We start from the raw sequence: 24228 nt of genomic DNA on the forward strand, positions 1-24228 counted from the left end.
TGCCCTGCGTTTTAAGTTCATCTAATAGCATACTATCAGGTAATTTTATGTAATTTCAAGGCTATTTGTTTTGAAACCAAATTAATTTCTAATAATTACCAATAATTACGATAAATTACATATTTATGCGTTTTAGAGAAGGTTTAATTACGCCAAAAGGAAATAAAATAACTCAACTCATTGCACAGCAACAAAATAGTTTGTACCATCAGAAAGAGAACAATAATAAGTTGATGGTATGACATGGGAAACTCCCTCAGCGAACGAATCGCAGCAAAGCAAATGTTAAGAAAAGCCTCTGCTAAATCTGTAAATAAAGCCGCATTTCTTGCATTAAAAAATGATATCGCTTCAGCGCTAGCTGACGGCTGGTCTATAAAGCTTGTCTGGGAAACCTTAGTTGAGGAAGGCAAAATTTCATTTTCATATAAAACTTTTTGTGGCTATGTAGCACGTTTGATTGCTGCAGAAAAAAAGCCATCTATGCAGGAAAACACCAAGGATGATGAAAAGGCTAAAAGTAAGGCAAAAACTGAAATTCGCGGCTTTACTTTTAATCCCAAACCCAACTTGGAGGAACTCTTGTAATGGCAAAAATACATATCACACTGCAGGGAAAAGGCGGTGTCGGCAAATCATTTATTTCAGCAACCACAGCTCAATACAAACAACACAAAGGCCACACTCCGCTGTGTATTGACACCGACCCCATCAATTCGACCTTTCATGGCTTTAAGGCTCTAAACGTCGATCATATTCAAGTTATGAGTGGTGATGAAATTAACCCCCGTCTTTTTGATGCCCTCATTGAAAAAATTGCCTCCACAACCAATGATGTAGTCATTGACAACGGTGCCAGTTCTTTTGTACCGCTATCTCATTACCTCATCAGCAACCAAGTTCCCGCGTTGTTAAAGGAACTAGGCCATGAAATGGTGATTCATACTGTCATCACCGGTGGGCAGGCCTTATTCGATACCATTAATGGCTTTGCACAGCTGATTGACCAGTTTGCAAATGAAGCTCAGTTTGTAGTCTGGCTCAATCCCTATTGGGGAGCCATTGAACATGAAGGCAAAGCATTTGAGCAACTGAAAGCCTATCGAGATAACAAAGACAGAATATCAGCCTTAATTCATATCCCCGATCTGAAAAAAGAAACCTATGGCCGGGATCTAACCGAGATGCTTCAACAGAAACTGACCTTCGATGAAGTTTTGGGTACACCAGAGAAAAGCATTATGACCCGCCAACGCTTAAAAATCGTTCGCGATCAATTGTTTGGACAGCTGGATAGCGCCAGGGTGATCTAATGTCGGAGAAACTCGATAAAATCGTTCAAAACATCACCGTCAAACATGGTGTTCTTTTGGGTAAAGACGATCCCATCCTCATGCTTCAGACTATGAATGAACAACTGATTGAGGAAAATCGAAAAGCCCAACAGGATTTGCTAGTACAGTTCCGAGAGGAAATAGAAAGCATTTCCTCACAATGGAAAGATGATGCCAAAGAAAAAGCTGAAAAGGTTCTCAATGCGGCATTAGCTAGTAGTAAAGAAGCTATAACCAGATTGCTGCATGAATCTACTAAAGAATCGGTTCAAGCTATGCAGAAATTGATCTCTGATTCATTGATTGAGGCTCACTCCTTCACACAAAAGACATATAAATTCAGTCGATTTGCATTGGTATCTTCAGCCACATTGTTTGCTGCCTCTTGTATGATTCTCATATTGTTTTGTAAATGAGCTTCTTCTGTTATTAAGCCCCAGATTGGGGCTTCTTATTTTTATCAACTAAAATTAATAGCATAGATATTTTAAACTGATACTTGTAGAGACAGGGATGGCAATGCTACTAACTAAATCAAAGTTTAAGATGGCTTTAGAATGCCCAACAAAGCTCTGGTATTATGATCGACCTGATGAATATATAAACAAACAGGATGAAGACTCATTCCTAAAAGCATTGGCTGAAGGAGGAGCCCAAGTAGAAGCCTTGGCAAAATGTTATTTTCCAGAAGGTATATCAATTGAGGCCTCCAGTACAAAGGAGGCACTAGACAAAACTCAAGAGTTAATTCAAAGGGATTCAATAACTATATTTGAAGCCTCCTTTCAATATCAAAATTATTACATGCGTGCTGATATCCTGCAGAAAAGACCAGGGCATATCAAAATAATCGAAGTTAAAGCAAAATCAATCAGCAAAGAAAAAGAAGCCAAAATGACAACTAAGAAATGGCGTCCATATATTGCTGATATCGCTTTTCAAAAATGGGTGCTTGAGCAGTTATATCCATCCTTCAGCATAAGTAGTTATTTAATGCTTGTCGATTCCGATGCTATTTGTCCGACTGACGGCTTAAATCAAAAGTTTCTAGTTCAAAGGGATAGCAATGGTAAAGCTATTGTCGCATTAACATCACAATTATCTGACGAAGATTTATCGATAAAAATCCTAAAAGAAGTAAATGTTGACCATCATATCGAATTATTTTGGCAAGAAAAAAATGACGAAGGACAAACAGTAAAAGACCAGTTTCAACATTTCTGCAAAATCTATTCCAGTGGACAGAAGTTCCCACCTAAAGCAAAAGGCGAATGTGGTGATTGCCAGTTTAATACAAATGAATCAGACAAACTTTCATCTGGTTTTAAAGAATGTTGGAGTGAGTCATTAGGGTACAAAGAAGCGGATTTTAATGAGCCGACCATTCTCACTTTATGGGATTGCCGAGACAAACCGAAATACTTTCAGCAAGGGCTGATCAAGCTAAAAGACATTGACAAAACAGAATTCAAAATTACCGAATCAGATAAACCTGGTATTTCCAGGACAGAAAGGCAATGGCTTCAGATAGAAAAAGTTAAAACTCAAGATAATAGTGTCTGGATTGATAAAGAAAACCTAAAAACGGAGATGGACTCATGGCGATATCCCTTCCACTTTATAGACTTTGAAACAGCTATGCTGCCAATTCCTTTTAATAAGGGTTCGCACCCTTATCAAGGTATCGCCTTTCAATTCTCACATCATACACTTAATGAAAATGGTCAAGTTTCTCATGTTGGTCAGTATCTGAATTCTGAGCCTGGAGTTGATCCAAGCATCGAATTTGCTCGCCATCTAAAAAAGGAATTAGAAAATGATGATGGGACAATATTTCGATATAGTAACCATGAAAACACCTATCTCAACTCTATTCTTGAACGACTAGAACAAATGATTGAACCTCCTAATGATAAAGAAGATTTATGCTCTTTTATACGCTCCATCACAAAGTCACCATCTGATAGCAAGGTAAAATGGGAAGGACCGCGTTGTATGGTTGATATTTTGGAATTAGTTAAACGTTTTTATTATGATCCTCTAACCAATGGTTCTAATTCAATTAAACAAGTATTTCCTGCTATTTTAAATCGATCAGATTTTCTACAAGAAAAATATAGCCAACCAATCTATGGAGCTGTAAATGAAATTCAAAGCCATAACTTTATAAATCAATGCTGGATAGTTAAAGAAAATAATCGAATAAAAGACCCCTATCATTTGTTACCACCAATTAATAAGGATATCTCTGATGAAGATGCTCAACTTTTATTTGATATTGAAGACTTAAAAGAAGGTGGTGCCGCAACAATAGCTTATGCAAAATTACAGTTTACAAATATGAGTGATTTTGAACGAGATGAACTTAGAAATGCTTTATTGAGATACTGCGAATTAGATACATTAGCCATGGTTATGATCGTTGAGGCATGGCTGGATATGCTTCAATCTTAAATATAAACGTTCAGACCCGCAACTGAGGCCTTAAATCCTTAATGCCATCCCAACCCAGTGACTAAAGCGCATAAGAATACAACGATCCATGTTTGAACACGCCAAAATTGCAACAATAAAAACGCCATCATCGCTAGTAAATAATCATTTAATGAAAAAATGGCGCTTGTCCAAACCGGTTGATAAAACGCCGCCAATAATAAGCCAACAACTGATGCATTAACCCCCAATATAGCCCGCTGCATCGATGGGTGCTGCCGTAGATTTTCCCACAACGGCAATACTCCTATAATTAATAAAAATGAAGGTAGAAAAATTGCAAATAATGCAATGATTCCTCCAAGCCATTCATTCGGGGTATTCGTTGATACTGCACCAAGAAATGCTGCAAAAGTAAATAATGGCCCAGGAAGCGTTTGTGCGGCTCCATATCCAGCAAGAAAAAGAGAATTATCAACCCATCCAGTCGGAACTACTTTTGCCTGAAGTAAAGGCAAAACGACATGACCACCACCAAAAACCAAAGCACCAACGCGATAGAAGGCATCAAATAGCTGTAACGGATAACTCCTAGTATAAAGAGACAGTAGAGGTAATAGCGTCAATAAGATAAAAAATAAAAGTAAAACACTAATGCCTGAGCGTTTTTTAAGCTGAAAAGTTAATTCACTGGTAGGGAGCGCTTTGTCTGATGAAAGAAAGAACAGGCCAAAAATACCGCCTAACAATATGATCAAAATCTGACTCGCTGCGTTAGGTATTAAACTCGCTCCAATACAAGCTAACACTGCAAGACTTGCTCTTGTTTTATCTGGGCATAAGGTACTACTCATTCCCCATAGGGCTTGGGCAACAACAGCCACTGCAACAACTTTCAATCCATGTAGCCAGGGCAGGTTATCATGAACCCCTGCATTGAGAAGGATAAGTCCAAATAATATCATTATCAACGCGGAAGGTAGGGTAAATCCAAGCCACGCTACTATTGCACCGCTAATCCCTCCACGTGACAAACCAAGAGCCATTCCAACTTGACTGCTAACAGGCCCAGGCAAAAACTGACACAATGCGACTAAGTCAGCATATGCTTGATCGCTTAACCATTTAAGCCGATTGACAAACTCCTCACGGAAATAACCGAGATGAGCAATAGGCCCACCAAAGCTGATACATCCCAGTTTTAAAAAAATCAAGAAAATTTCTGATAACGTAGAGGTATTATTCTTTTTATTACGGTCAATCAATCCGTCTCTCCCAAATACTAAATAATTATTAGATTAAATAAATCTGGATTACCTTTTGAATTAGTATCAAAATTAATCAATGTGTTGTGCAGGAGGAGATACTGAACTAAGTGGATCATATTGTTCTATCTTGTTTATCCTAACATTGAAATTCATCACGCAGTGCGTGGTAAATCTTCACATCAATTATCATAACAAACTATAGGAGATCTTAAATTTGAATTGAAACCAAACTCGAAATTCAAGGCACGACAATCTTTTTTTATAAAATGCTGTCAAATTACTGATAACCAATTATTGAGTTCATCAATGATTGATACTATCCCCTCTGGCAAACCAAGCATCTGAACTCTATGAGCCCCTAAACACGTAAATGCCCAGACCAAAGAAGCTGCATCCGTTCCAATTCATCGGGCTGAAATTGCACTGGAAGAGAAAATAATGTTCCCCGATTTTGAAATGTTTCGATGATATTATCTTTTAATCGGACTTTATCAATGAGCTTACTCTCTCGACATAATAATAGTAAATCATGGTAGTCTTTCATACGGCTGTTGGCTGCCCCACGAGAAATGAGAGTTTCCAGTTTTTCGGCAAAAATAGTTTCAACTGGATATACTTCCAGCGAGATAGGATCTTCAAACAATGGTTTTTCTTTGTAATTAAAGGATGGCCACTCTAGTAATACTGGATCAACAACATCACCCACACCAATGTCCACAAAAAATTTATCGCTCATCACTCCAAATTGAACGGCAATTCCTATTTGAAACCCAGGGTAATTCATATGTTGGTGATCTAAATCATCAAGATTGATGAATTGCATCCGAAACCCATCATCCAGATTGAGTACACAGATTTCTTGCATGATTAATTCTACATTGGATTTTTCTGCATTTAGCCGCCTAGCTAATAGATCAATATCAATGGTTTCTCTGCCAATAGTCAAGTAATAGGATAATAGCAAACCGCCTTTGAATATGAATTTATCAGAATATTTTGAACGAGAAAGTCTTGCTAAAAATCGCTCTAGAACTAATAGCTTCCAGACTTCATTAAAACTCTTACCTTTTTCTTTACCAATATGTTTTAAGCGTGCTTTTAAGGCTTGTTCATTCATGTTGTCACCGTCAAAATATAAGGCTCAAGATTAAGTCCAAATTGTCTCGCATACTGCTGAAGCTTTTTAATATCCAATTTTTTTGTCGCTCTACCACTCGCAGCTGCTTTAAGCGCTTTAATGGCAATTTCTTTACTGAGATAGCGAAAAGCGTCGATTATCGTTCTTTCTCTGTCAAAAATGACAACTGTTTCCTGCCCTATTGGGTACAGTATTTTACCTGTTTCTATATCACGCATTCTAACAATACGAGTATGATCTCGTTTTGGTGCCGTCGTAGAATGAGGAACGGCTATCCAATGCTCTCGTGGCATTTCATCCGTCAACCCATACAAAGCCAAAGCGGAGACTAAACAGACCACACCTTGTGGAATACTTTTGGCAATGATAATCAGATCTTCCCATTGAAAATCCGCATCAATAGAGGATTCTACACCTCGATAAACACCGTGACCAATACGTTCAATCCTATTAGTTTTTACATAATAGCTGAGCCGGCTAGGATGGATACCTGCTTCACGTGCCTCTGCGGCGTAAAAGACTGGTCTTGCAAACAGATCTTTCAATGTCATTTCATTATTTAGTTTCATACTTATAATTTTAATATCAAAACCCAATAACGTCAAATGGGTTTCAATATTAAAATAACTCCGCAAAAACCCATTGTGGCGAATTTGCGTATTTGAGTAGGACTCTGTTATACTTCCTACGACAGTTGTAGTGGTTTTCTGATATTAAAATTATAATAAAATCAATTATTTACTTTTGAGTTAACGGGCTATTGGTCCTCTGCTTCAGATTGTCTATTACGAAACCATTCATGGCCATCCAAGTGCAAGTTTCTGCATCGTATAGAAAATTCCTCAAAATGGGGTTCTTTCCCATTTAAGGGGGCAGCTTTTGGCAAGCTTAATTTGCCTTAGTTATATAGACTATTTTTTTATTTAGATAATTCTCAACCATGCATCAATAATGTTTCATCTAGTCAATGATTTTTGAAAATCGATATCCTTGCCATAATAAATAAACAGCAGGAATAAGAATTAAAGTCAGTATGGTCGCACTAACCATACCTCCAATCATTGGCGCAGCAATCCGGCGCATGACTTCAGATCCCGTTCCTCCAAACATCATAATTGGTAATAACCCACCGATAATTGCAGCAACAGTCATCAGTTTGGGGCGCAATCGTAATAACGCTCCTTCAATCACTGCTTCATGCAGATCTTTGATACTGAATTGTCGTTGTTCCTGAGCTGCTAACTCCTCATGACGCCTTAAAGCTTGATTAAGAAAAACAAGCATCACTACGGCTGTTTCTGCTGCAACCCCCGCAAGAGCAATAAATCCAACACCTACAGCCACAGATAAGTGGTACCCCAACAAGTACAGCAACCACACCCCACCAATTAGGGCAAAAGGCAAAGTTGCAAGGATTATCAGGACCTCGGCCATACGTCTAAAATTTAAATAAAGTAACAAAGCAATGATAAACAGGGTCACTGGTGCAACCAGTTGCAAGCGCTCCTTGGCTCTTTCCAAATATTCATACTGCCCTGCGAAACTTAATGAATAACCTGCCGGTAATTTAAGTTTATTTGCTAAAACTACTTGTGCCTCATTCACATAGGAAGTTAAATCTGTTCCAGTGATATCAACATAAATCCAACCATTTAAACGGGCATTTTCGCTGCGTATCATGTCAGGCCCTTCTGTAACATCTACACGTGCAATCTCACTGAGCGGTATCGTTGCTCCGGTAGCAGTCACAATAGGTAGCATGCGTAATTTTTGTAATGAATCGCGAATATCTCTTGGATAACGTAAATTAATGGGATACCGTTCACGCCCTTCCACTGTTTGCGACACGTTGAGCCCCCCTACCGCAGTTTCTATAAGTTCTTGCACGTCGGCAATATTTAATCCATATCGCGCTGCTTTTAGTCGATTAATATCAATAGTCACATATCGACTGGAGGAAACTCGCTCAGCAAATACTGAGGCCGTACCTGGAATTGTTTTTAGAATATACTCTACTTGCTCTCCCAACTTCTGAATGGTATTTAAATCAGGCCCTGCAATCTTTATTCCCACAGGGGTTTTAATACCAGTGGCTAACATATCAATACGTGTTCTAATCGGCATCACCCAAGCATTAGATAATCCTGGCAATTCCAAGCGATTCTTTAACTCCTCCTTAATTTTTTCAAGGGTCATACCCGCTCGCCATGCCGTTTTTGGTTTAAATTGAATGATGGTTTCAACCATAGACAAAGGAGCAGGGTCAGTTGCGGTCTCTGCTCGCCCTATTTTACCAAGTACAGTATCCACTTCAGGGACGCTGCGTATTAGTTTATCGGTTTGCTGCAATAATTCTTGTGCCTTACCAATAGAAATACCTGGAAAGGTTGTCGGCATATACAACAAATCGCCTTCATCTAAATCCGGCATAAACTCCCCGCCTAAACGGTTAATCGGCCAGAATCCTACGAGTAGCACCAAAAAAGCGATTGCTAAAATAGTTTTAGGCCGTTCAAGAACTGCATGAATCGCAGGACGATACACTGCAGCTAAAAGCCTATTTAAGGGGTTTTCTTCTTCTTTTTTGATCTTGCCACGAATCAAATATCCCATTAAAACAGGAACTAAAGTTATGGATAAGAGAGCAGATGCGGCCATGGCATATGTTTTTGTGTAGGCAAGGGGAGTAAATAAACGCCCTTCTTGTGCTTGCAAAGTAAATACCGGTAAGAAACTAAAAGTGATAATCAGTAAAGAGAAAAATAAAGGGGGCCCTACTTCCAGCGCGGCTTTTTCAATAATCTGCCAACGTGTTTGATTGTCCGTATTACTTTGTTGCTCTAAATGCTTATGGGCATTCTCGATCATGACAATGGCCGCATCAACCATTGCACCAATTGCAATGGCAATTCCTCCTAAGGACATGATATTGGCATTAATCCCTTGTAAATACATCACAGAAAAGGCAATCAAAATACCAATAGGCAAACTCACAATGATGATAAGAGAGGAGCGAAAATGAAATAAAAATACAATGCAAATAAGTGAAACAACGATAAATTCTTCAATTAATTTATCGTAGAGCGTGTGGATAGCCCGCATGATAAGGCTTGAGCGATCATAAGTCGTAACAAACTCAACCCCTTTGGGCAAACTCGATTTCAATTGCGCAAGTTTCTTCTTCACCTCTGCAATAGTATTCATGGCATTTTGCCCCTGGCGCATCACAATAATGCCACCGACCACCTCTCCTTCACCATTTAATTCGGTCAATCCTCGACGCATTTGTGGCCCTAACTGCACAAAAGCAACATCTTTTAATAAAATGGGAATACCTTTTTTTCCTAAACCAACAGGTATTGCTTCAATGTCTTTTATTGATTGAATGTATCCTTTAGATCTAATCATGTATTCAGCTTCGCCCATTTCAATTGCAGAACCACCCGATTCCCTATTACCTTGTTGAATTGCCTTTTTTACTTGTTCTAGAGTTAATCCAAAAGCGCGCAACCGATTAGGGTCTAATATGATTTGATACTGTTTTACCATCCCACCAGCCGTTGCGACTTCAGAAACACCAGGCACTTTTTGTAATTCATATTTTAAAAACCAGTTTTGCAAACTGGTTAATTGTGCTAAATCGTGTTGACCTGTTTTATCCACCAATGCATATTCGTATACCCAACCAACCCCGGTAGCGTCTGGCCCCAAGGCTGTTTGTGCACCGGTAGGCAAGCGGTTAGAAATTTGGCTTAAATATTCCAAAACGCGAGAACGTGCCCAATATAAATCAGTCCCGTCTTTAAAGATAACGTACACATAAGAAACCCCAAAACCAGACTCCCCACGCACCGTGAGCGCGCCAGGAACAGCAAGCATGGCCGTTGTTAAAGGATAGGTTACTTGATCTTCGACCACCTGCGGTGCCTGACCTAGATAATCTGTTTTAATAATCACTTGCACATCAGACAAATCTGGAATAGCGTCCACAGGTGTATTTTTAATAATATATGAGCTGAACAAAAGAATCAGTCCAGTAGTTAAAAGAACCAAAAATCTATTATTGATGGACCAACGAATAATTCCTGCGATCATCTCATTTCCCTAGTTCATTTTGCTCATGTTAACAATGACAAATTGTTGTCCCTCTTTTTTAAGAGAAAAGAGCACTTTATCCTTAACTTTAAAGTGTTGTAGATGAATTTCTTTACTGACTATAAAATCCATACTCATCGCAGGCCACCCCAATTCAGCGATGGCTTCGTGACTCAAGGTAATCACTCCTTTGGTAAGTTCTATAGATTGAATCTCCCCTCGTCCTTGAATTATATTTTCTTGTTGAGATTTTGCCTCATTTTTACTGTTAAGACGTTCCAAATCTGCTCGCAAATTACTTTCTGAATCAAGTAAAAATTGTCCTGAGGTAACAACACGCTCACCTACTTTAAGTCCAGATAACACTTCAATACGTCCATCTGATTCGATTCCCACCCTTACCTGACGAACCTGAAATCGTCCTTGCCCTAAAGAAACAATTACGCGATCCTCTTTAGAGCTGCGAATTAGTGCTTCAATAGGAATACTAATAACTTTAGGTTTTGAATTAACATGTATTGATACAGTAGCGTACATATTAGGCTTTAATTGGGTGTTTGGATTAGCAAAAAGAAAGCGTACTTTAAGCGTTCGAGTTGTTGGGTCAACTTGAGGATAAATGTATTGTACTTGACCTTTCCATGATGTTCCTGGAAATGCTGGCAGTTTTGCTACTGCACTTCCTCCTATCTGCACACTATCAGCTTCCTCCTCAAAAACCTCCGCAATAATCCACACATTAGACAGATCAACTATATTCATCATCTCCGTATCAGGGGTCACATACATGCCTTCTCTGACATTCAGGTCTACAACCACACCTCCTTGATGCGAATAGATATTAATCAATTGATTGGCCTTATGCTTGACTTTTAATTGTTGAATTTGCTCTTCAGGAATATGATAGGTCTGTAATTTTTTATAAGAAGCATCAATAAGAGACTTATTGCCACTGTCTAAAGCGATTAAAAATTCTTCCTGAGCATTAATCATTTGAGGAGAGTATAATTGCATCACGACTTGGTGATCATTAACCACATCCCCAACGGCTTTAACAAACAATTTTTTAATCCACCCATTGGCGTAAGTGTGAATGTGACTGATTTCATTCTCATTAGGTGTCACGTAGCCCACAGTTTCAATGTGCCTGCTAAATGGACCCTCCACAACCAGAGCAGTCCTGACTCCTAAATTGTTGACCACTGTTGGCGAAATACTAATTCCTGTTTCCTTTATATCTTTACTTTCATCGCTAAAGACAGGTACAAGATCCATTCCCATATGCGATTTACCTGGCCTTGAATAGTGAACTTGCGGCTCCATAGGATCAATCCAATACAAAGGTTGTTTTTGAGCTATACCAGGTACGAGTAAATATCGCCCGATAAATACTCCAAGGATTAGTGAAATTAAAATGAATCCAGCAATAAGCAATTTATTTGTATTCATGAGGTTAATCCTTCTAAATACAGCAAGATCACACGAGCTTTCATTTTCTCAATCATCACTTGTAATTGCTCTTGCCGAATATCCAATTCATTACTGTAAGCACGCAATACAGTGTTCATCTCAACACTGGCATTTTGATAAGCCAGCAAGGAAGCCTTTGCATTTTGCTTTGCTTCAGGGATTAATTGCCGCTGATAAATACGCTCTCTTTGTGACAATTTTTCCCAAATAGCATACTGCGCTTGAAGCTCTTTTAGTAAATCTCGATAATGAATCACGCGATCCATATGAGAAGCATGTAATTTATAAACACTTGCCTGGTATTGCCTGTCTTGGCGTTTACCAGGAAAAAGAGGCAAATCTACTGTAACCTGGGCAGTTAACATATCTGAGCGCGGCATACCATCGGACATCTGCCCCTGACGATAACCATAGCTAGCACCTAATAACCAGCTTGGCTTATATTGCTCTTTGGCTAAAGCAACCTCTTGACGTGCAGCATCAATAGTTGCCCCATCAATCAATATTAAAGGATGTTTTTTTAAACGCTGTTGTAAAACAAAGCGTGAAGGCGGTTTTAGCCAGGAAGGTAACGATTCCGATAAATTGCGTTGCGCTTGTTCTTGTCCAATGAAGCGCCCCAACTGAGCTCGTAATAAATCAATTTGTTGTTCGATTTGCAATGCTTGATTAGCCAGGCGAGATAATTCAACTTGTACCTGTAATACATCGGATTGATTGCCTTTTCCAGCACTGTATTGGGACTCACTGACTTTGAGTAAGTTACGATAGATTTTTTGATTGTCATGGATAATATGTAACACTTGATTCCAATAATACAGATCAAGCCAGGTTTCACGCAAACTACGCAGCAAAAGAGCTATTTGCTCCTTTGCTTTTCTTTTCTCTGCAGTAGCAAGAGCTTGTGTTTGTCTGGATTTAAACGTCAATGAACGTCCTCGTGGTAACTGTTGCTGTACTCCCACTGCCAACATAGTCATTTCATCTTGCGTAAAACTGAAGGTATTGGTTGGCACATTAATAACACCCGCCATTAATTGCGGATCTGACAGTTGTCCATCGGCAATCGATTGCTCCATCAAACCATGCGCTTTTGCCCTAAACTGTTTGATTTCTGGTGACAAATTCAGTGCCAAATGTTCCGCTTCACCAATGCTCAAGGTTTTGGCCTGAGCAAAGGAGTAAAAACAAAGCAAACAAAGTACAATATGTTTTTTAATCATTTTTTTCACTTGTAACGTTGAGTTTAAGCCTGCGCAATCGTAGTGCATTACCAATTACTGAAACCGAACTTAATGACATGGCAGCCGCTGCAATAACTGGGCTTAATAATAATCCAGTCATTGGATACAAAAGCCCAGCAGCCACAGGGACTCCTAATCCATTATAAATAAAGGCAAAAAATAAATTTTGCCTAATATTTCCCATGGTCCCAACCGATAAACGACGTGCCTTAAGAATACCGCCTAAATCACCATGCAATAAAGTAATGCCTGCACTTTCAATGGCAACATCGGTGCCAGTTCCCATTGCAATACCAATATCGGCTTCAGCAAGTGCAGGCGCATCATTCACTCCATCTCCGGCCATAGCCACCACAAACCCTTTGTTTTTTAATTCACGCACTTGCCTGCTTTTGTCTTCAGGCAGGACTTCTGCAATCACGTTCTTGATACCGAGGTTTTTTGCTACACTTAAGGCTGTTTTTTTACTGTCCCCTGTCAACATATAGAGCTCTATCCCACTTCGTTGCAGCTCATTAAGCACTGCCAGAGTATTCGATTTAACCGGATCTTTAATAATTAAAATCGAAGTCAGTGTTTTGTCTATGGCGACAAATACCACCGTTGCGCCATCTGCCCGTTCTTCATCTGCAATTCGACACAAATCCGGGTTAACCTCAATGTCAGCTTCACGCATGAAATAAAGTGTGCCAATAGCCATTTGGTGGCTTCCCACTCTACCGGTAACTCCTTTACCCGTATGAGCGTTAAATTCTTCTACAGGAGCTAAGGTTAGTTTCTGATCTTTTGCGGCAGTAACAATTGCCTTAGCCAGCGGATGCTCGCTCTGATGCTCAAGTGAGGCAGCCATTGCAAGAACTTCTTGCTCATTGATTGAGTCAATGGTAATAATTCGAGTCAATGTTGGACGCCCTTCTGTTAAAGTACCGGTTTTATCCACAACCAACACATTAACTTTCTCCATTTGTTCTAAAGCTTGGGCATTTTTAATCAAAACTCCTTCTCGTGCACCTTGCCCCACACCAATCATAATCGACATCGGTGTTGCCAAACCTAAGGCACAAGGACAAGCGATAATCAGAACCGATACTGCTGCAATCAATCCATAAGTGAATGAAGGTTCTGGCCCTACCAACGCCCATAGGATAAATGTAAATAACGCTGTCAAAATAACAATAGGTACAAACCATCCTGAGACTTTATCTGCCAAGCGCGCTATAGGAGCCCGACTTCGTTGTGCTTCACTAACCATCTGTACGATGCGTGAAAGTACGGTCTCACTTCCCACATGTGAGGCTTTCATCACAAAACTACCAGTTTGGTTTATCGTAGCACCTATTAATTTTGAACCAACCACTTTACCCACTGGCATAGATTCACCAGTTATCATTGATTCATCAATGTAGCTTTTCCCCTCCAATAGGACTCCATCGACTGGTACTTTTTCGCCTGGACGAACACGTAATAAATCACCTACCTGGACTTTGTCCAATGAAACCTCTTCTTCATTGCCCTCTGCTCCCATACGATGGGCTGTTTCTGGGGCTAAACTCAATAGAGCACGAATTGCACTTCCAGTTTGCTCTCGAGCTTTTAGCTCAAGAACCTGTCCTAATAGAACCAAGGTCGTAATGACTGCCGCAGCCTCAAAATAAACAGCAACATGTCCATTTGCTGTTTGAAATGCCGCAGGAAACAAGCCAGGTATTATGGTTGCAACCAAGCTGTAGATCCAAGACACGCCAATACCCATAGAAATTAAGGTAAACATATTCAGTTGACGTGTTTTAAGAGAAGAATATCCACGTTGAAAAAATGGCCAGCCGCACCATAAAACTACCGGAGTTGCCAAGATTAGTTGCAACCAGATAGATAAGCCTGCAGGAATACTATGTGCTAGAAAATGCCCCCCCATCTCCAAGAGAAATAGTGGTAAAGTTAAAATAAGTGCTATCCAAAAACGGCGCCTCATATCCAGATATTCTGAACTGACCTCCGCTTCAATGCTCACAGTTTCTTGCTCCAAAGCCATCCCACAAATAGGGCAATTACCAGGTCGATTTTGGCGCACCTCTGGATGCATTGGACAAATATAAAAACCACTTGACTCCCTTACTTCTATATCTTTAGGTGTTTTGGGGCTATGGCAACACGAAGCAGACTTCGCTTCAGCTGTGTGATGTCCAGTGTGATGATGATGGTTATTCATAATGCACCTACTCGTATTTTTTTAATAACTCAATTATTTCATTCAATTTTTGATCACGTATTACTTCATCATGTAACGTGGCAATATGACCTAAGCAACCTTTAATGTGAGTATCTAAAACACTTAACTCGATGGTTTTTAAAGCACTACGCGCTGCACGAATTTGCGTTAAGATATCAATACAATACCGCTTCTCTTCAATCATGCGTTTAATGCCTTCAAGTTGGCCAATTGCACGATTTAACCGATGCAATTCTTTTTCATGGGTTGAGTGATTATTCATATTTTTCTCCTATACCCCTATAGGTATATACCCCCACAGGGTATACGTCAAGTAATTCACCTAAATATTTGTTAAAATAATTGCATGATCACTGATGCAATCCTTTTAGAGTAAGACTTTGTGATATGGTGAATTAGATACATTGACAGGCATGGTGATCAGAGATGCATGAATTATTGCTACATGCATTCCAAAATCCACATTTGTGTTAGCTGATGAGTCTAATAATTACCAATGCAGTTATCTGGTATCAATCAGCATGAGATATTCTGCCAAAGAAAATGGGATACATTATTTCGTTAATTAAAAATTAATAATGAATATTTGTATCAAATAGGTTTGTCTTTTATTACGTCACAAATAGTAATTTTTTATAAAATCAGAATGGCTTTTCCAGTAAAATATCTAAAATATCCTTGCGTGAGATTTGCGTGTTTGAGTACGACACAGTCATACACTGTACGACATTTGTAGTGGTTTGCCGCAGCATATTATTACTTTAAAATCAACGAGTTAATTTTAAGGTTGGGGGCTCATAATCCGTTGGTCCTAGGTTCAAGTCCTAGTGGGCCCACCAATAAAATCAAGTAGTTACGGTAGTTTTCAGAAAGTTCGAAAAAGTCATGTAGACGCAATGTAGACATATTATGGGCTCTTCCCCATTTCCGGGGGCACTAATCAAGAGCACAAAACTGGCTCTTTCCCAATTACGGGGGCACTCCCCAATTAACAATACAACACCCTAACACGGGTTCTATAATTTTCGGCTCTTCCCAATTAGGGTACTTTATCAGAAATTTCTTCTTGATTAATATCAAATTGCTGATAAACAAATTTTATTCGGCTATCTATATTTTGTTGTAGAGTCTTGTCTTTTAAAGCATCTTGAAAAAAGTTCTTTAAACCGGTGATAAAATCATTTACTAAGCGAGGTACGCTAATCAGAACAAGTCTCTCACTTTCTTTTGGGTTATATAGATGCTCTGTTTCACCAGTGTAACCATATAATTTACAGCCATTATTATTTGCATAATCACTAAACGCAGAGTAACTATGTAATTTTCCACAACGAGCTGCATACATGTCCTTACCACTATACTGATAACTTTGCATCTCATCAGTTTTCATATATTTATTAACCCAGCTTATAAATTCCTTTTTACCATTTTTTGTTTGATTTAGAGGCATCGATAAAAAAGCCATCGTATCAATTGCTACGTAGGTCATTATCACTGTTGCACTTATAGCCCCTGAATCACGGACTTTAATTATTTCTCCCAAAATACTTTTTATGACGTTTGAATAAGTAGACACTTCTTCTCCTGTGGTTCATGCCATGATTTAGATTAGTAATTTTTTATCATTACCTTCTATAATTAAAATATTTCTCGGTTAAAATTCATATAATGGTTGCATAATTTTGGTGTCCGGTTTTTCGAGGATGGATCAAAATGCCTTGTGCAATTACTTTAAACCCATAATTTGCAGCCTCATTTTTAGTGAGATTTTCACTTTTACTCTATATTCAATTGAGGTAATCAAATATATTTTAAAAAATAATATGCGATACAAATCCAAAAAATATTTATTAGATTTAATTTGCTCGTCGCCAATTTTATAAGTCATAAAAATATCATGTGGATATATCAACTGTAAGGAATCTCCATCTTTCAGCACATGAGGAAGTCTATCTGAAAAACTGAAATCACTATCTAAAATGTATAAATCATGCCCCTCAACTCTCTTACTAAAAGGGAGTTTAGAATAACTGAACACCACATTTTTAATTTTTATCGATCTTTTCCCGTAATTAAATGCGTTAATTGATAAGACATGTTGATCCAAATATCGGCTCCCAGGTTGCCCATAAAAAGTATTTAATAATCTTGCTTTTATTAAAGGCTTATATTCTTTTTTTGCCAGATTATAACCTAACAATCCTATCAATATTGTTCCAATACCAATTAGCAGATCACTAAATTCTTTTATAGTGAGATTTAAAAAAAAGGTAGAAATACTATCTAGGATATTCAATATAATGTTCTCATAGTTTTTCAGATGCTGTTTCTAACAATATAAGCTATTCTCTGAAATTAGGGTATATGGAAGTTTCTTTAAGAAATATTGAATACTGTACTCTCTCTGACTGAAATTGTTAGCGTGTATCTTAAAGATAACGTTTTGAGACTCTACCCAATTTTCCCAAATTTTGATATCAATTATGCCCAGCCTATATATGGACCTATCCTGTTTTGCAAATGAATAAACCATAATTATTAGCTGTTTTTATATATCCCTAAGCTCAATATCTGCGCTGCAACATGGTCATAGGATGGCATAAGATATTGTAAACCTCCCCTTATTAGTGCCAACCGAAACTAGAGTTTTCCGACTTATTTTTAATCAATCTATAATCAAATGGTGACAGATCTCCCAGTGATTCATGCGGTCTTTCTTCGTTATATTCTTTCATCCATTTCCCGGTTATTTCCCGAACTTCATTGAGATTTCTGAACAAATAAAAATCCAGTATTTCATTGCGATAAGTTCGATTAAACCGTTCAATAAATGAATTTTGAGTAGGTTTTCCGGGTTGAATAAACTCAAGAGTAACTCCGTGTTTTTCAGCCCAGTCAGCCAATACCAGAGAGATAAACTCAGGCCCATTATCAAGACGCAGTTTTGCCGGATATCCTCGACTGGCAGCAATGCTGTCAAGCACCCGGGTAACCCGTCGGGCAGGCAGGCTCAGATCCACTTCAATGGCCAGTGCTTCCCGGTTGAAATCATCAACCACATTAAATGTCCTGAATCGTCTGCCACAGTTCAATGCGTCGCTCATAAAATCAGCAGACCAAGTATGGTTAACTGTAGCGGGAACCGCAAGAGGCTCTGGGTTGCGTGTAGGCAATCTCCGCTTTCCTTTACGGCGGATATTCAACTGCAATTCACAGTAAACCCGGTAAACCCTTTTGTGATTCCATGTAAACCCCGCCTGCCTCAGTTTGACAAACACTTTCCTGAAGCCATAACGCGGATAGCGTTCGGTAACTTCCATCAGCTCTTTAATCACCGTCTCATCCTTATTTACTGCCGGCTGATAATAGTAACCTGTGCGACTCAGGCTTAAGGCGGCACAGCTCTGTCTAAGACTCATGCCGTATTCATTTACCAGATAATCAGCCATTTCCCTTTTCTCTGCCGGCTTTAAAGCTTTTTTTCTATCACATCCTTCAACGCACGGTTTTCCAGCGACAAATCAGCGAACATCCGTTTCAGCTTTGCATTTTCTTCCTCAAGTTGCTTCATTCGTTTAATATCTGAGGCCTCCATCCCGCCATATTTAGCTTTCCAGTTGTAATACGTGGCATCGGATATTCCATGCTCACGGCAGACATCCTTTACCAGACGGCCATTCTCTACATATTTTAAAATATTTAATATTTGATGCTCTGTAAATCGGCTGCGTTTCATCGTTTCTCCTCCTCTTGCCTATTATGCCGGAGAAACTCTATTTTTGAATGGTGCTATTTTACGGGAGGGTTACAATATGGCCTTGAAATATCAATTTTTTCTAGTTTAGTCTTTAAATCTTCAACTACTGTATTAGGTATATTTAACTGTAAGTAGTAATTACCAATATTATCCATATCAAGCATATGTTGATATTGAGACAAATATTGATTTAAATTAGGCCATTGTCCATTTTTATAAAAATATTTGTTTGCATAAACCATAGACAAAAAGACCCCTTCTTGATTGAAAAGATTGTGGAAATTTGACATTTTAAACCCATCAACAAAGTCCAAAGCCTCCATGATGTATGAAGATGCTGTCTCACTAGCAGATCCCATCATCCCTTTATTTATAGCAATAACAGAAAAATATGCAGGCATATTAGCCTTAGACTGATTCATAATATCTGTGTGTTGCTTAAGAGCAAACCATGTTGCTTTTAATGGATTGTATGTGAAATCAAGAAGTCTAGTTGGGATACCATGATGCTGCGCGTAAGCCACCGCATGCTCATCATATTGAGGGCATAGATATGGGAAAAAGAATTTGTTTGTGTCAAATATGATATCACGCTCATCCAGGTTGTCAGTTGAAATATCAAACTCGTCAAACTTTTGAATCCAATCTATAAATTCATTACACACCCTATGCCAAAACAAATTCTTTTTATCAAAAGTATTGAAACTCAAATTTATGTTAAATGGAAATACTGATTCAACTGGTAGTCTTACCCTGTTTGATAAAGTTATAAAATCTTGCACAATGTACATTTCAAGAAAAATTTGCTGAAACAATTGGTTGATGTGTTCAATGTTTAGATTAAGCTCACGATAACGGTCTGCAACAATATTTACCCATGGTCTATCAGGGTTGATTAAATCTATATGAGCCCAACTTTGATTTTGGAATCGCTGACATCTCCAGGCACTAGGAATTAATTCAAAATCACAACTCCCTACTCCTCTAAATACCCAGTTTTTTTCAACGAGGCAACTTAGCTCACAATCAGAATTGCTAACTTCCCAAATGCCATCCTTAATGTAATACAAAAAGTCATCTGCATCTGTGAAATCAATAACCTTAGGTTGAAAATCCATTTAATTTCCTTATTACAATATGAAATAATTATAGCATTTCTAAATAGCAAGTAGCCCGTTTGCTTGCAAACGGGGAAATCAAACGTTCACCCCTTAACAAAATAGCAATTAATTTACAAACACATAAAAAATACACGGGACAAATGGGACAACGGGGACCCCCAATAAATAAAGGTTTCAATACGTCCCCAGCTTAAAAATTGAAGTGGGGGCATAAGGGACAAATAATAATTATTTGGTTATATTGATGAAGTACAGTTCTTCTAATGGAAAGCCAGCTATCACAATAAATTTTTTATATTTGGAATAGGATTATATTTAAACGAGGGTATAGAGATATCCTTTTTCTTACTGGAGTATCCAGCTGGCTTCTTAATTGGAACTTAAACAGATTCTTTTTGCGAATAACCAGGCCTTTGACCATTTAGGTATTTCAATACATATAGCCGAAAAGTATTGTAAGTTGCAGTGAAACTTCCCTCATCCCTGAGCGTTTCCCATATAACGGTAATTGACCATCCTTTTTCTAAGGCTTCGGATATGTCTTCACGTAAAGCCAGGAATTCCACTTTATTTTTTCTGACGTTCGTTCTTTGTTGCCCCTGTTTAGAAGTCATTATGTTTTCTGTTAAGGATTTTTTCATAATCTACTCTCCATATTACTGGTTATTCAATCCTTTGAGTTTTATCGTTTATTTCTATTTATTTTCGACCTTTTTGGTCACTGGCAAAGCCCTTTTTGGTAATTTTCGGTAATTTATTATTTATTTCTGTTTATTGATGATTATTTTCGTTACTAATCGTTATATAACGAACAATTACGAATAATTACCAAAATATGGTTCCAAAATAAATTTCAAAATGCAGGGCAAGATAGGTGAAGTTAGCTAACCTGCAAGCAGGTGACCTAATTCACTTAGCTTATTCGCACCTGCGGTGCTCAATGTATAAAACATAAAATCCTCCCAAAAAGTGCCCAAATAATTAACTATTCAGCATCCAGTACTTTATTAGAGAAGACGTACAACCGTGGCGTACCTACCCCTTTGATTCTTGGCTTGTGGGAGGCCTTACCATCATTGGTTGGAATCAACCAACCGCACTCTAATAATATTTTGGTTACTGTGCGTTGATCAAAGCCCTGACAAAGCTCATTTTTATAAACTTCAGTCAATACCATAAAGCGGCGAAAACCTTGATCATCGGTTTTATAAAAGCCTGCTCGATTAATTACTTTCTCATTATTAGGAGCGTTAGCGTTATCAAAACGGCTGGCACCATGTAGCTCAAAGAATGCCCTTACCTGCGCTTTAATGGCACGGTCTTCTCGATTACCCTTATCACCAAAAGCAAGCAACCATGCTTTAAAGCATTTCTTTGCCGCGGCGTAGGATTCACCTTTCTGCCAACCAGTCAGATTAAATTGAGTAGCAAGCTCACCGGCCGCGCCCACCAAAGCAAAACGTCTGGCAACTCGGATGACTTGACCGGTTACATCCGAATCAATAACTGTATCGACAAACTGCTGAATCCCTTGGTTAAGCAACCGAGCAAGAACATCTTGGTTTGTGACCACTTGATGCAGCCATGCATCTCCCACTGCTCCATAATACTTGCTTGAATAGTTCTTAAGCGTTAGCGCAAGGCTAGCTGGGCTTAGTTGTTGATGTAAGGTTTCAAATAGTCCCATGCCGCAACCAGCGTCAGCTTCAATATCCGCTAAACGAATTTCTTGCCCTGCATTACAACGCTGGCCAATTCGTGCCATTAAGGTAGCAAGAGACTCCTCACCTGCAGATAGAAATATCAAAGCCCACTTATTCGCTGCTTTGAGCGTACCTAACTTTGAAGCTCTATTTTTACCTTGGCCATTTGCAAGCAGATAAGCAGCTTCACCCGCCTCTCGAGGATCGAGCTGACTGAGCTCATCAAGAATCAATAAGCCATCGTTATGCATTGCTGCCAATCCTTCTAAGCCATTAGCAGTGGCACGCCATAAGCGTATATATGAATTAGGTTTACCCCATACCGATGCAGCCACATTCAGTGCTGTGCTTTTGCCAGAAGATGAAGCACCCCGAAAATGAAAACCACCAGAGTCTTCACCAGCAAGTCGTGCAATGGTTGGAGCAAAGGCACTGGCAATAGCAAACACCAGTCTTGAATTACCTATGGCAAGCTTGGCTATATAGTTTTTCCATTCTTCAGCACTCCCTAATGTTGATAGTGATGATTCAATTGCATTGGTATTTTGAAAAACGATTTTTTCTTCCGATTGGCCAATAGCATGCTTAGGTGTAACAAATACTTTGTTATGCCAACCTAGCTTATCTACACAACGTGCTCGCGCTTCTACAGGAAAGACTTGCACATAAGATGCTAATAAATCCCGTGCATGATGACCTGGCGAAATGGTTAAACCTAATCTAACTAACTCACGCCGTACATCTGAGGCATCCCCTTGTAATAAAGCTAGTGGCATTGCCCATTGGTGTGTTATACCATCATCATCTTGCCATTCTAATAAGCGACCCCATTCACCATTATGCGCATCACGCGTTTTTGCAGTTACGTATAGTGGCGAGCAGATCCACCGTGGTGCAAGTTCATTGCCATCTTTATCTATACCCAAATAAAATACACCCTTATTGTTTATATGAAACTTGCCACCGGCATAGTCACAGTAGGTTATTTGCGATTGATGGTCTGCTTGTTTGACTTTTGCATCAAAGGCTATGATTTGATTGTTGCTCATAATATTCTCCAACATATGCTTGCAAAGACGACACAAGGCAACCTTTGCTGATATTTAATTCCAGACAAGTTGATGTGTGCTATGAATAGCTTTGTTGACTTGTTGAGCTATAAATTTTCTGTTGAATATATTCGAGTACATCGCTTTTGCGATATAGAACTTTACGACCAATTTTGATGTAGGGGACACCGCCACCAGCCCAACGATTACGTTCAAGCAAGTGAGTAGAACAACTAAGAACTGCGGCAATGGTTTGTTGATTGAAAAGAGCTGATTGGGGGGCTAACTCAAATTCATTTAATAGGTGTAACCGAGTTGTTTTTGGTGAAGACATGAATACCTCCGTTTCATAATACATTCAGCATAGAGCTGACTTTTTAATGTATTTTTCATTATGCAATCCTTTGATTAATATTATTTAACAAACACAGCACACTGTATTAAACAGTTGAGCGATGCTTGCGACTCTTTCCTGCCCATTACGAATGGTTAGCAGGTCTGGCTTTAACTTCAAGCTCGACCAGAGTATTGCTGGTTTGCTAAAACTCTGTCAAGCAAAAAAGCTCGAATTAAAAGAGGTGTTATCAAACGAGATTGATTGATACTGAAAATCTCTTTAAAAATGAAGGTGTCCCATACGTCCCATGGTTGAAAAATAAGATGGGGACGTGTCTAACCCAGTAATGACGAGGATGTCCCACTTGTCCCCTTTGTGCCTCACATTTTTCTATTTTTGAATAAATAGTGGATACAACTTACTAATGCAAGATACTATTTATTTTGCATTTTATAAAACTTACACTCAACGCCATGCCCAAAACCAGTTTTGTAATACTCCATGCCGCTTTTTTCCATCACGCGATGAGAGGCTTTATGATTTAATGGGGCAAAGGCAAGAATATAATCTTTGTTAATATTATTTTTGCTCCATGATAGCAAGGCATTTAATACTTCCGAGGCATATCCTTTTCCCCATAATTTTTTAACTATTAGATACCCAACTTCAACCTCACCTGTATCCAAAGGGCCAAATCCACAACGGCCTAAAAACTCACCACTTTTCTTATCTAATATAACAAATCCAGGAAGTCCTTTTGTTTTATAAAAAGATATAAACTCTTTAAGCCGCTCTGCAGTTTGTTCCCTATTTTGAGTACCATCTGGAAAAAACTTCCTAACTTCAGGATCTGAGTTTAACTCAGCAATATTATCTAAATCAGAAAGTTTTATCTGTCTGAGCAAAGTCCTCTCAGTTTCAATTTTTAGAATCATGCTGGCATCCGGTTTATCCCTACATTTGTCACGAAGTATAATATAAAACGTGACAGCATTAAATTTAGACTTGTATTAGTAAGTAATTGGCTAGCTATTCATATTTTTTTTCAG

19 protein-coding genes and 1 pseudogene are annotated in these 24228 nt (G+C 38.7%); 4 read left to right on the top strand and 16 right to left on the bottom strand.

What is annotated here, in order from left to right:
• Positions 1–243: 243 nt before the first annotated feature.
• From DYH42_RS12735 to DYH42_RS12750, 4 genes are all read left to right on the top strand, one after another.
• On the top strand, positions 244–588 hold the full coding sequence (locus tag DYH42_RS12735; protein ID WP_028378772.1) for a TraK family protein: 345 nt from the start codon (positions 244–246) through the stop codon (positions 586–588).
• Positions 588–1313 carry an ArsA-related P-loop ATPase gene (locus DYH42_RS12740; protein WP_115317071.1) on the top strand — a complete coding sequence of 242 codons (726 nt, stop codon included), beginning with the start codon at positions 588–590 and terminating at the stop codon, positions 1311–1313. The genes DYH42_RS12735 and DYH42_RS12740 overlap by 1 nt, the downstream gene beginning before the upstream one ends.
• Positions 1313–1750: a conjugal transfer protein TraM gene (locus DYH42_RS12745; protein WP_058523476.1), complete on the top strand. Its 438-nt coding sequence runs from the start codon at positions 1313–1315 to the stop codon at positions 1748–1750. Before DYH42_RS12740 ends, DYH42_RS12745 begins: the two co-directional genes overlap by 1 nt.
• A gap of 97 nt (positions 1751–1847) precedes the next feature.
• Positions 1848–3788 carry a DUF2779 domain-containing protein gene (locus DYH42_RS12750; protein WP_058523477.1) on the top strand — a complete coding sequence of 647 codons (1941 nt, stop codon included), beginning with the start codon at positions 1848–1850 and terminating at the stop codon, positions 3786–3788.
• A 38-nt stretch (positions 3789–3826) separates the two neighbouring features.
• On the opposite strand, the gene chrA is transcribed toward DYH42_RS12750, so the two are convergent.
• The 16 genes and pseudogenes from chrA to DYH42_RS12835 form a co-directional block, all read right to left on the bottom strand.
• Entirely contained in the window at positions 3827–5032 is a 1206-nt protein-coding gene (gene chrA, locus DYH42_RS12755) for a chromate efflux transporter (protein ID WP_237759003.1), read from the bottom strand.
• Positions 5033–5393: 361 nt separating this feature from the next.
• Positions 5394–6152, bottom strand: a complete 759-nt coding sequence (locus DYH42_RS12760) for a nucleotidyl transferase AbiEii/AbiGii toxin family protein (protein ID WP_058523478.1) — start codon at positions 6150–6152, stop codon at positions 5394–5396.
• Complete coding sequence (locus DYH42_RS12765; protein WP_237759004.1) at positions 6149–6778, bottom strand: type IV toxin-antitoxin system AbiEi family antitoxin domain-containing protein; 630 nt, start codon at positions 6776–6778, stop codon at positions 6149–6151. The genes DYH42_RS12760 and DYH42_RS12765 overlap by 4 nt, the downstream gene beginning before the upstream one ends.
• Before the next feature lie 355 nt (positions 6779–7133).
• Positions 7134–10268, bottom strand: coding sequence for an efflux RND transporter permease subunit (locus DYH42_RS12770; protein ID WP_058523479.1), 3135 nt, complete (start codon positions 10266–10268; stop codon positions 7134–7136).
• Positions 10269–10277: 9 nt separating this feature from the next.
• Positions 10278–11717, bottom strand: a complete 1440-nt coding sequence (locus tag DYH42_RS12775; RefSeq protein WP_058523480.1) for an efflux RND transporter periplasmic adaptor subunit — start codon at positions 11715–11717, stop codon at positions 10278–10280.
• Positions 11714–12961: a TolC family protein gene (locus DYH42_RS12780; RefSeq protein ID WP_058523481.1), complete on the bottom strand. Its 1248-nt coding sequence runs from the start codon at positions 12959–12961 to the stop codon at positions 11714–11716. The genes DYH42_RS12775 and DYH42_RS12780 overlap by 4 nt, the downstream gene beginning before the upstream one ends.
• Positions 12954–15191 (bottom strand): copper-transporting P-type ATPase, encoded by a 2238-nt coding sequence (locus DYH42_RS12785; RefSeq protein WP_058523482.1) that lies wholly within the window; start codon positions 15189–15191, stop codon positions 12954–12956. Before DYH42_RS12785 ends, DYH42_RS12780 begins: the two co-directional genes overlap by 8 nt.
• A 7-nt stretch (positions 15192–15198) precedes the next feature.
• The gene (locus DYH42_RS12790; protein WP_058523483.1) at positions 15199–15474 is read right to left on the bottom strand and encodes a metal-sensitive transcriptional regulator; all 276 of its coding nucleotides are present in this window, start codon (positions 15472–15474) and stop codon (positions 15199–15201) included.
• 777 nt (positions 15475–16251) lie between these two features.
• The gene (locus tag DYH42_RS12795; RefSeq protein WP_058523484.1) at positions 16252–16788 is read right to left on the bottom strand and encodes a hypothetical protein; all 537 of its coding nucleotides are present in this window, start codon (positions 16786–16788) and stop codon (positions 16252–16254) included.
• A 150-nt stretch (positions 16789–16938) separates the two neighbouring features.
• Positions 16939–17508: a hypothetical protein gene (locus tag DYH42_RS12800; protein ID WP_058523485.1), complete on the bottom strand. Its 570-nt coding sequence runs from the start codon at positions 17506–17508 to the stop codon at positions 16939–16941.
• 328 nt (positions 17509–17836) lie between these two features.
• Positions 17837–18948 (bottom strand): IS3 family transposase gene (locus DYH42_RS12810; protein WP_115316899.1). Its coding sequence is split into 2 segments (ribosomal slippage): positions 17837–18696 and positions 18696–18948, totalling 1113 coding nucleotides; the frame shifts between segments, so codons are not numbered across the junction.
• Positions 18949–19001: 53 nt separating this feature from the next.
• Positions 19002–20087, bottom strand: coding sequence for an FRG domain-containing protein (locus DYH42_RS12815; protein ID WP_058523895.1), 1086 nt, complete (start codon positions 20085–20087; stop codon positions 19002–19004).
• A 281-nt stretch (positions 20088–20368) separates the two neighbouring features.
• Positions 20369–20731 (bottom strand): annotated as a pseudogene (locus tag DYH42_RS12820) (TraK family protein).
• Positions 20732–21075: 344 nt separating this feature from the next.
• Complete coding sequence (locus tag DYH42_RS12825; protein WP_058523894.1) at positions 21076–22842, bottom strand: DUF927 domain-containing protein; 1767 nt, start codon at positions 22840–22842, stop codon at positions 21076–21078.
• A gap of 79 nt (positions 22843–22921) precedes the next feature.
• Positions 22922–23176 carry a MerR family transcriptional regulator gene (locus tag DYH42_RS12830; RefSeq protein WP_035891040.1) on the bottom strand — a complete coding sequence of 85 codons (255 nt, stop codon included), beginning with the start codon at positions 23174–23176 and terminating at the stop codon, positions 22922–22924.
• A gap of 437 nt (positions 23177–23613) precedes the next feature.
• On the bottom strand, positions 23614–24114 hold the full coding sequence (locus DYH42_RS12835; RefSeq protein WP_027269474.1) for a GNAT family N-acetyltransferase: 501 nt from the start codon (positions 24112–24114) through the stop codon (positions 23614–23616).
• Between the last annotated feature and the right edge of the window lie 114 nt (positions 24115–24228).

It is taken from the genome of Legionella birminghamensis (assembly GCF_900452515.1).
Lineage (GTDB): Bacteria > Pseudomonadota > Gammaproteobacteria > Legionellales > Legionellaceae > Legionella_C > Legionella_C birminghamensis.

What these genes read in the sequence shown, in the direction of transcription:
- DYH42_RS12770 (WP_058523479.1), bottom strand. Translation starts at nt 10,268, where the DNA reads ATGATCGCAGGAATTATTCGTTGGTCCATCAATAATAGATTTTTGGTT.
- DYH42_RS12735 (WP_028378772.1), top strand. Translation starts at nt 244, where the DNA reads ATGGGAAACTCCCTCAGCGAACGAATCGCAGCAAAGCAAATGTTAAGA.
- DYH42_RS12815 (WP_058523895.1), bottom strand. Translation starts at nt 20,087, where the DNA reads ATGGATTTTCAACCTAAGGTTATTGATTTCACAGATGCAGATGACTTT.
- DYH42_RS12750 (WP_058523477.1), top strand. Translation starts at nt 1,848, where the DNA reads ATGGCAATGCTACTAACTAAATCAAAGTTTAAGATGGCTTTAGAATGC.
- DYH42_RS12830 (WP_035891040.1), bottom strand. Translation starts at nt 23,176, where the DNA reads ATGTCTTCACCAAAAACAACTCGGTTACACCTATTAAATGAATTTGAG.
- DYH42_RS12775 (WP_058523480.1), bottom strand. Translation starts at nt 11,717, where the DNA reads ATGAATACAAATAAATTGCTTATTGCTGGATTCATTTTAATTTCACTA.
- DYH42_RS12780 (WP_058523481.1), bottom strand. Translation starts at nt 12,961, where the DNA reads ATGATTAAAAAACATATTGTACTTTGTTTGCTTTGTTTTTACTCCTTT.
- DYH42_RS12760 (WP_058523478.1), bottom strand. Translation starts at nt 6,152, where the DNA reads ATGAATGAACAAGCCTTAAAAGCACGCTTAAAACATATTGGTAAAGAA.
- DYH42_RS12835 (WP_027269474.1), bottom strand. Translation starts at nt 24,114, where the DNA reads ATGATTCTAAAAATTGAAACTGAGAGGACTTTGCTCAGACAGATAAAA.
- DYH42_RS12745 (WP_058523476.1), top strand. Translation starts at nt 1,313, where the DNA reads ATGTCGGAGAAACTCGATAAAATCGTTCAAAACATCACCGTCAAACAT.
- DYH42_RS12825 (WP_058523894.1), bottom strand. Translation starts at nt 22,842, where the DNA reads ATGAGCAACAATCAAATCATAGCCTTTGATGCAAAAGTCAAACAAGCA.
- DYH42_RS12785 (WP_058523482.1), bottom strand. Translation starts at nt 15,191, where the DNA reads ATGAATAACCATCATCATCACACTGGACATCACACAGCTGAAGCGAAG.
- DYH42_RS12740 (WP_115317071.1), top strand. Translation starts at nt 588, where the DNA reads ATGGCAAAAATACATATCACACTGCAGGGAAAAGGCGGTGTCGGCAAA.
- DYH42_RS12790 (WP_058523483.1), bottom strand. Translation starts at nt 15,474, where the DNA reads ATGAATAATCACTCAACCCATGAAAAAGAATTGCATCGGTTAAATCGT.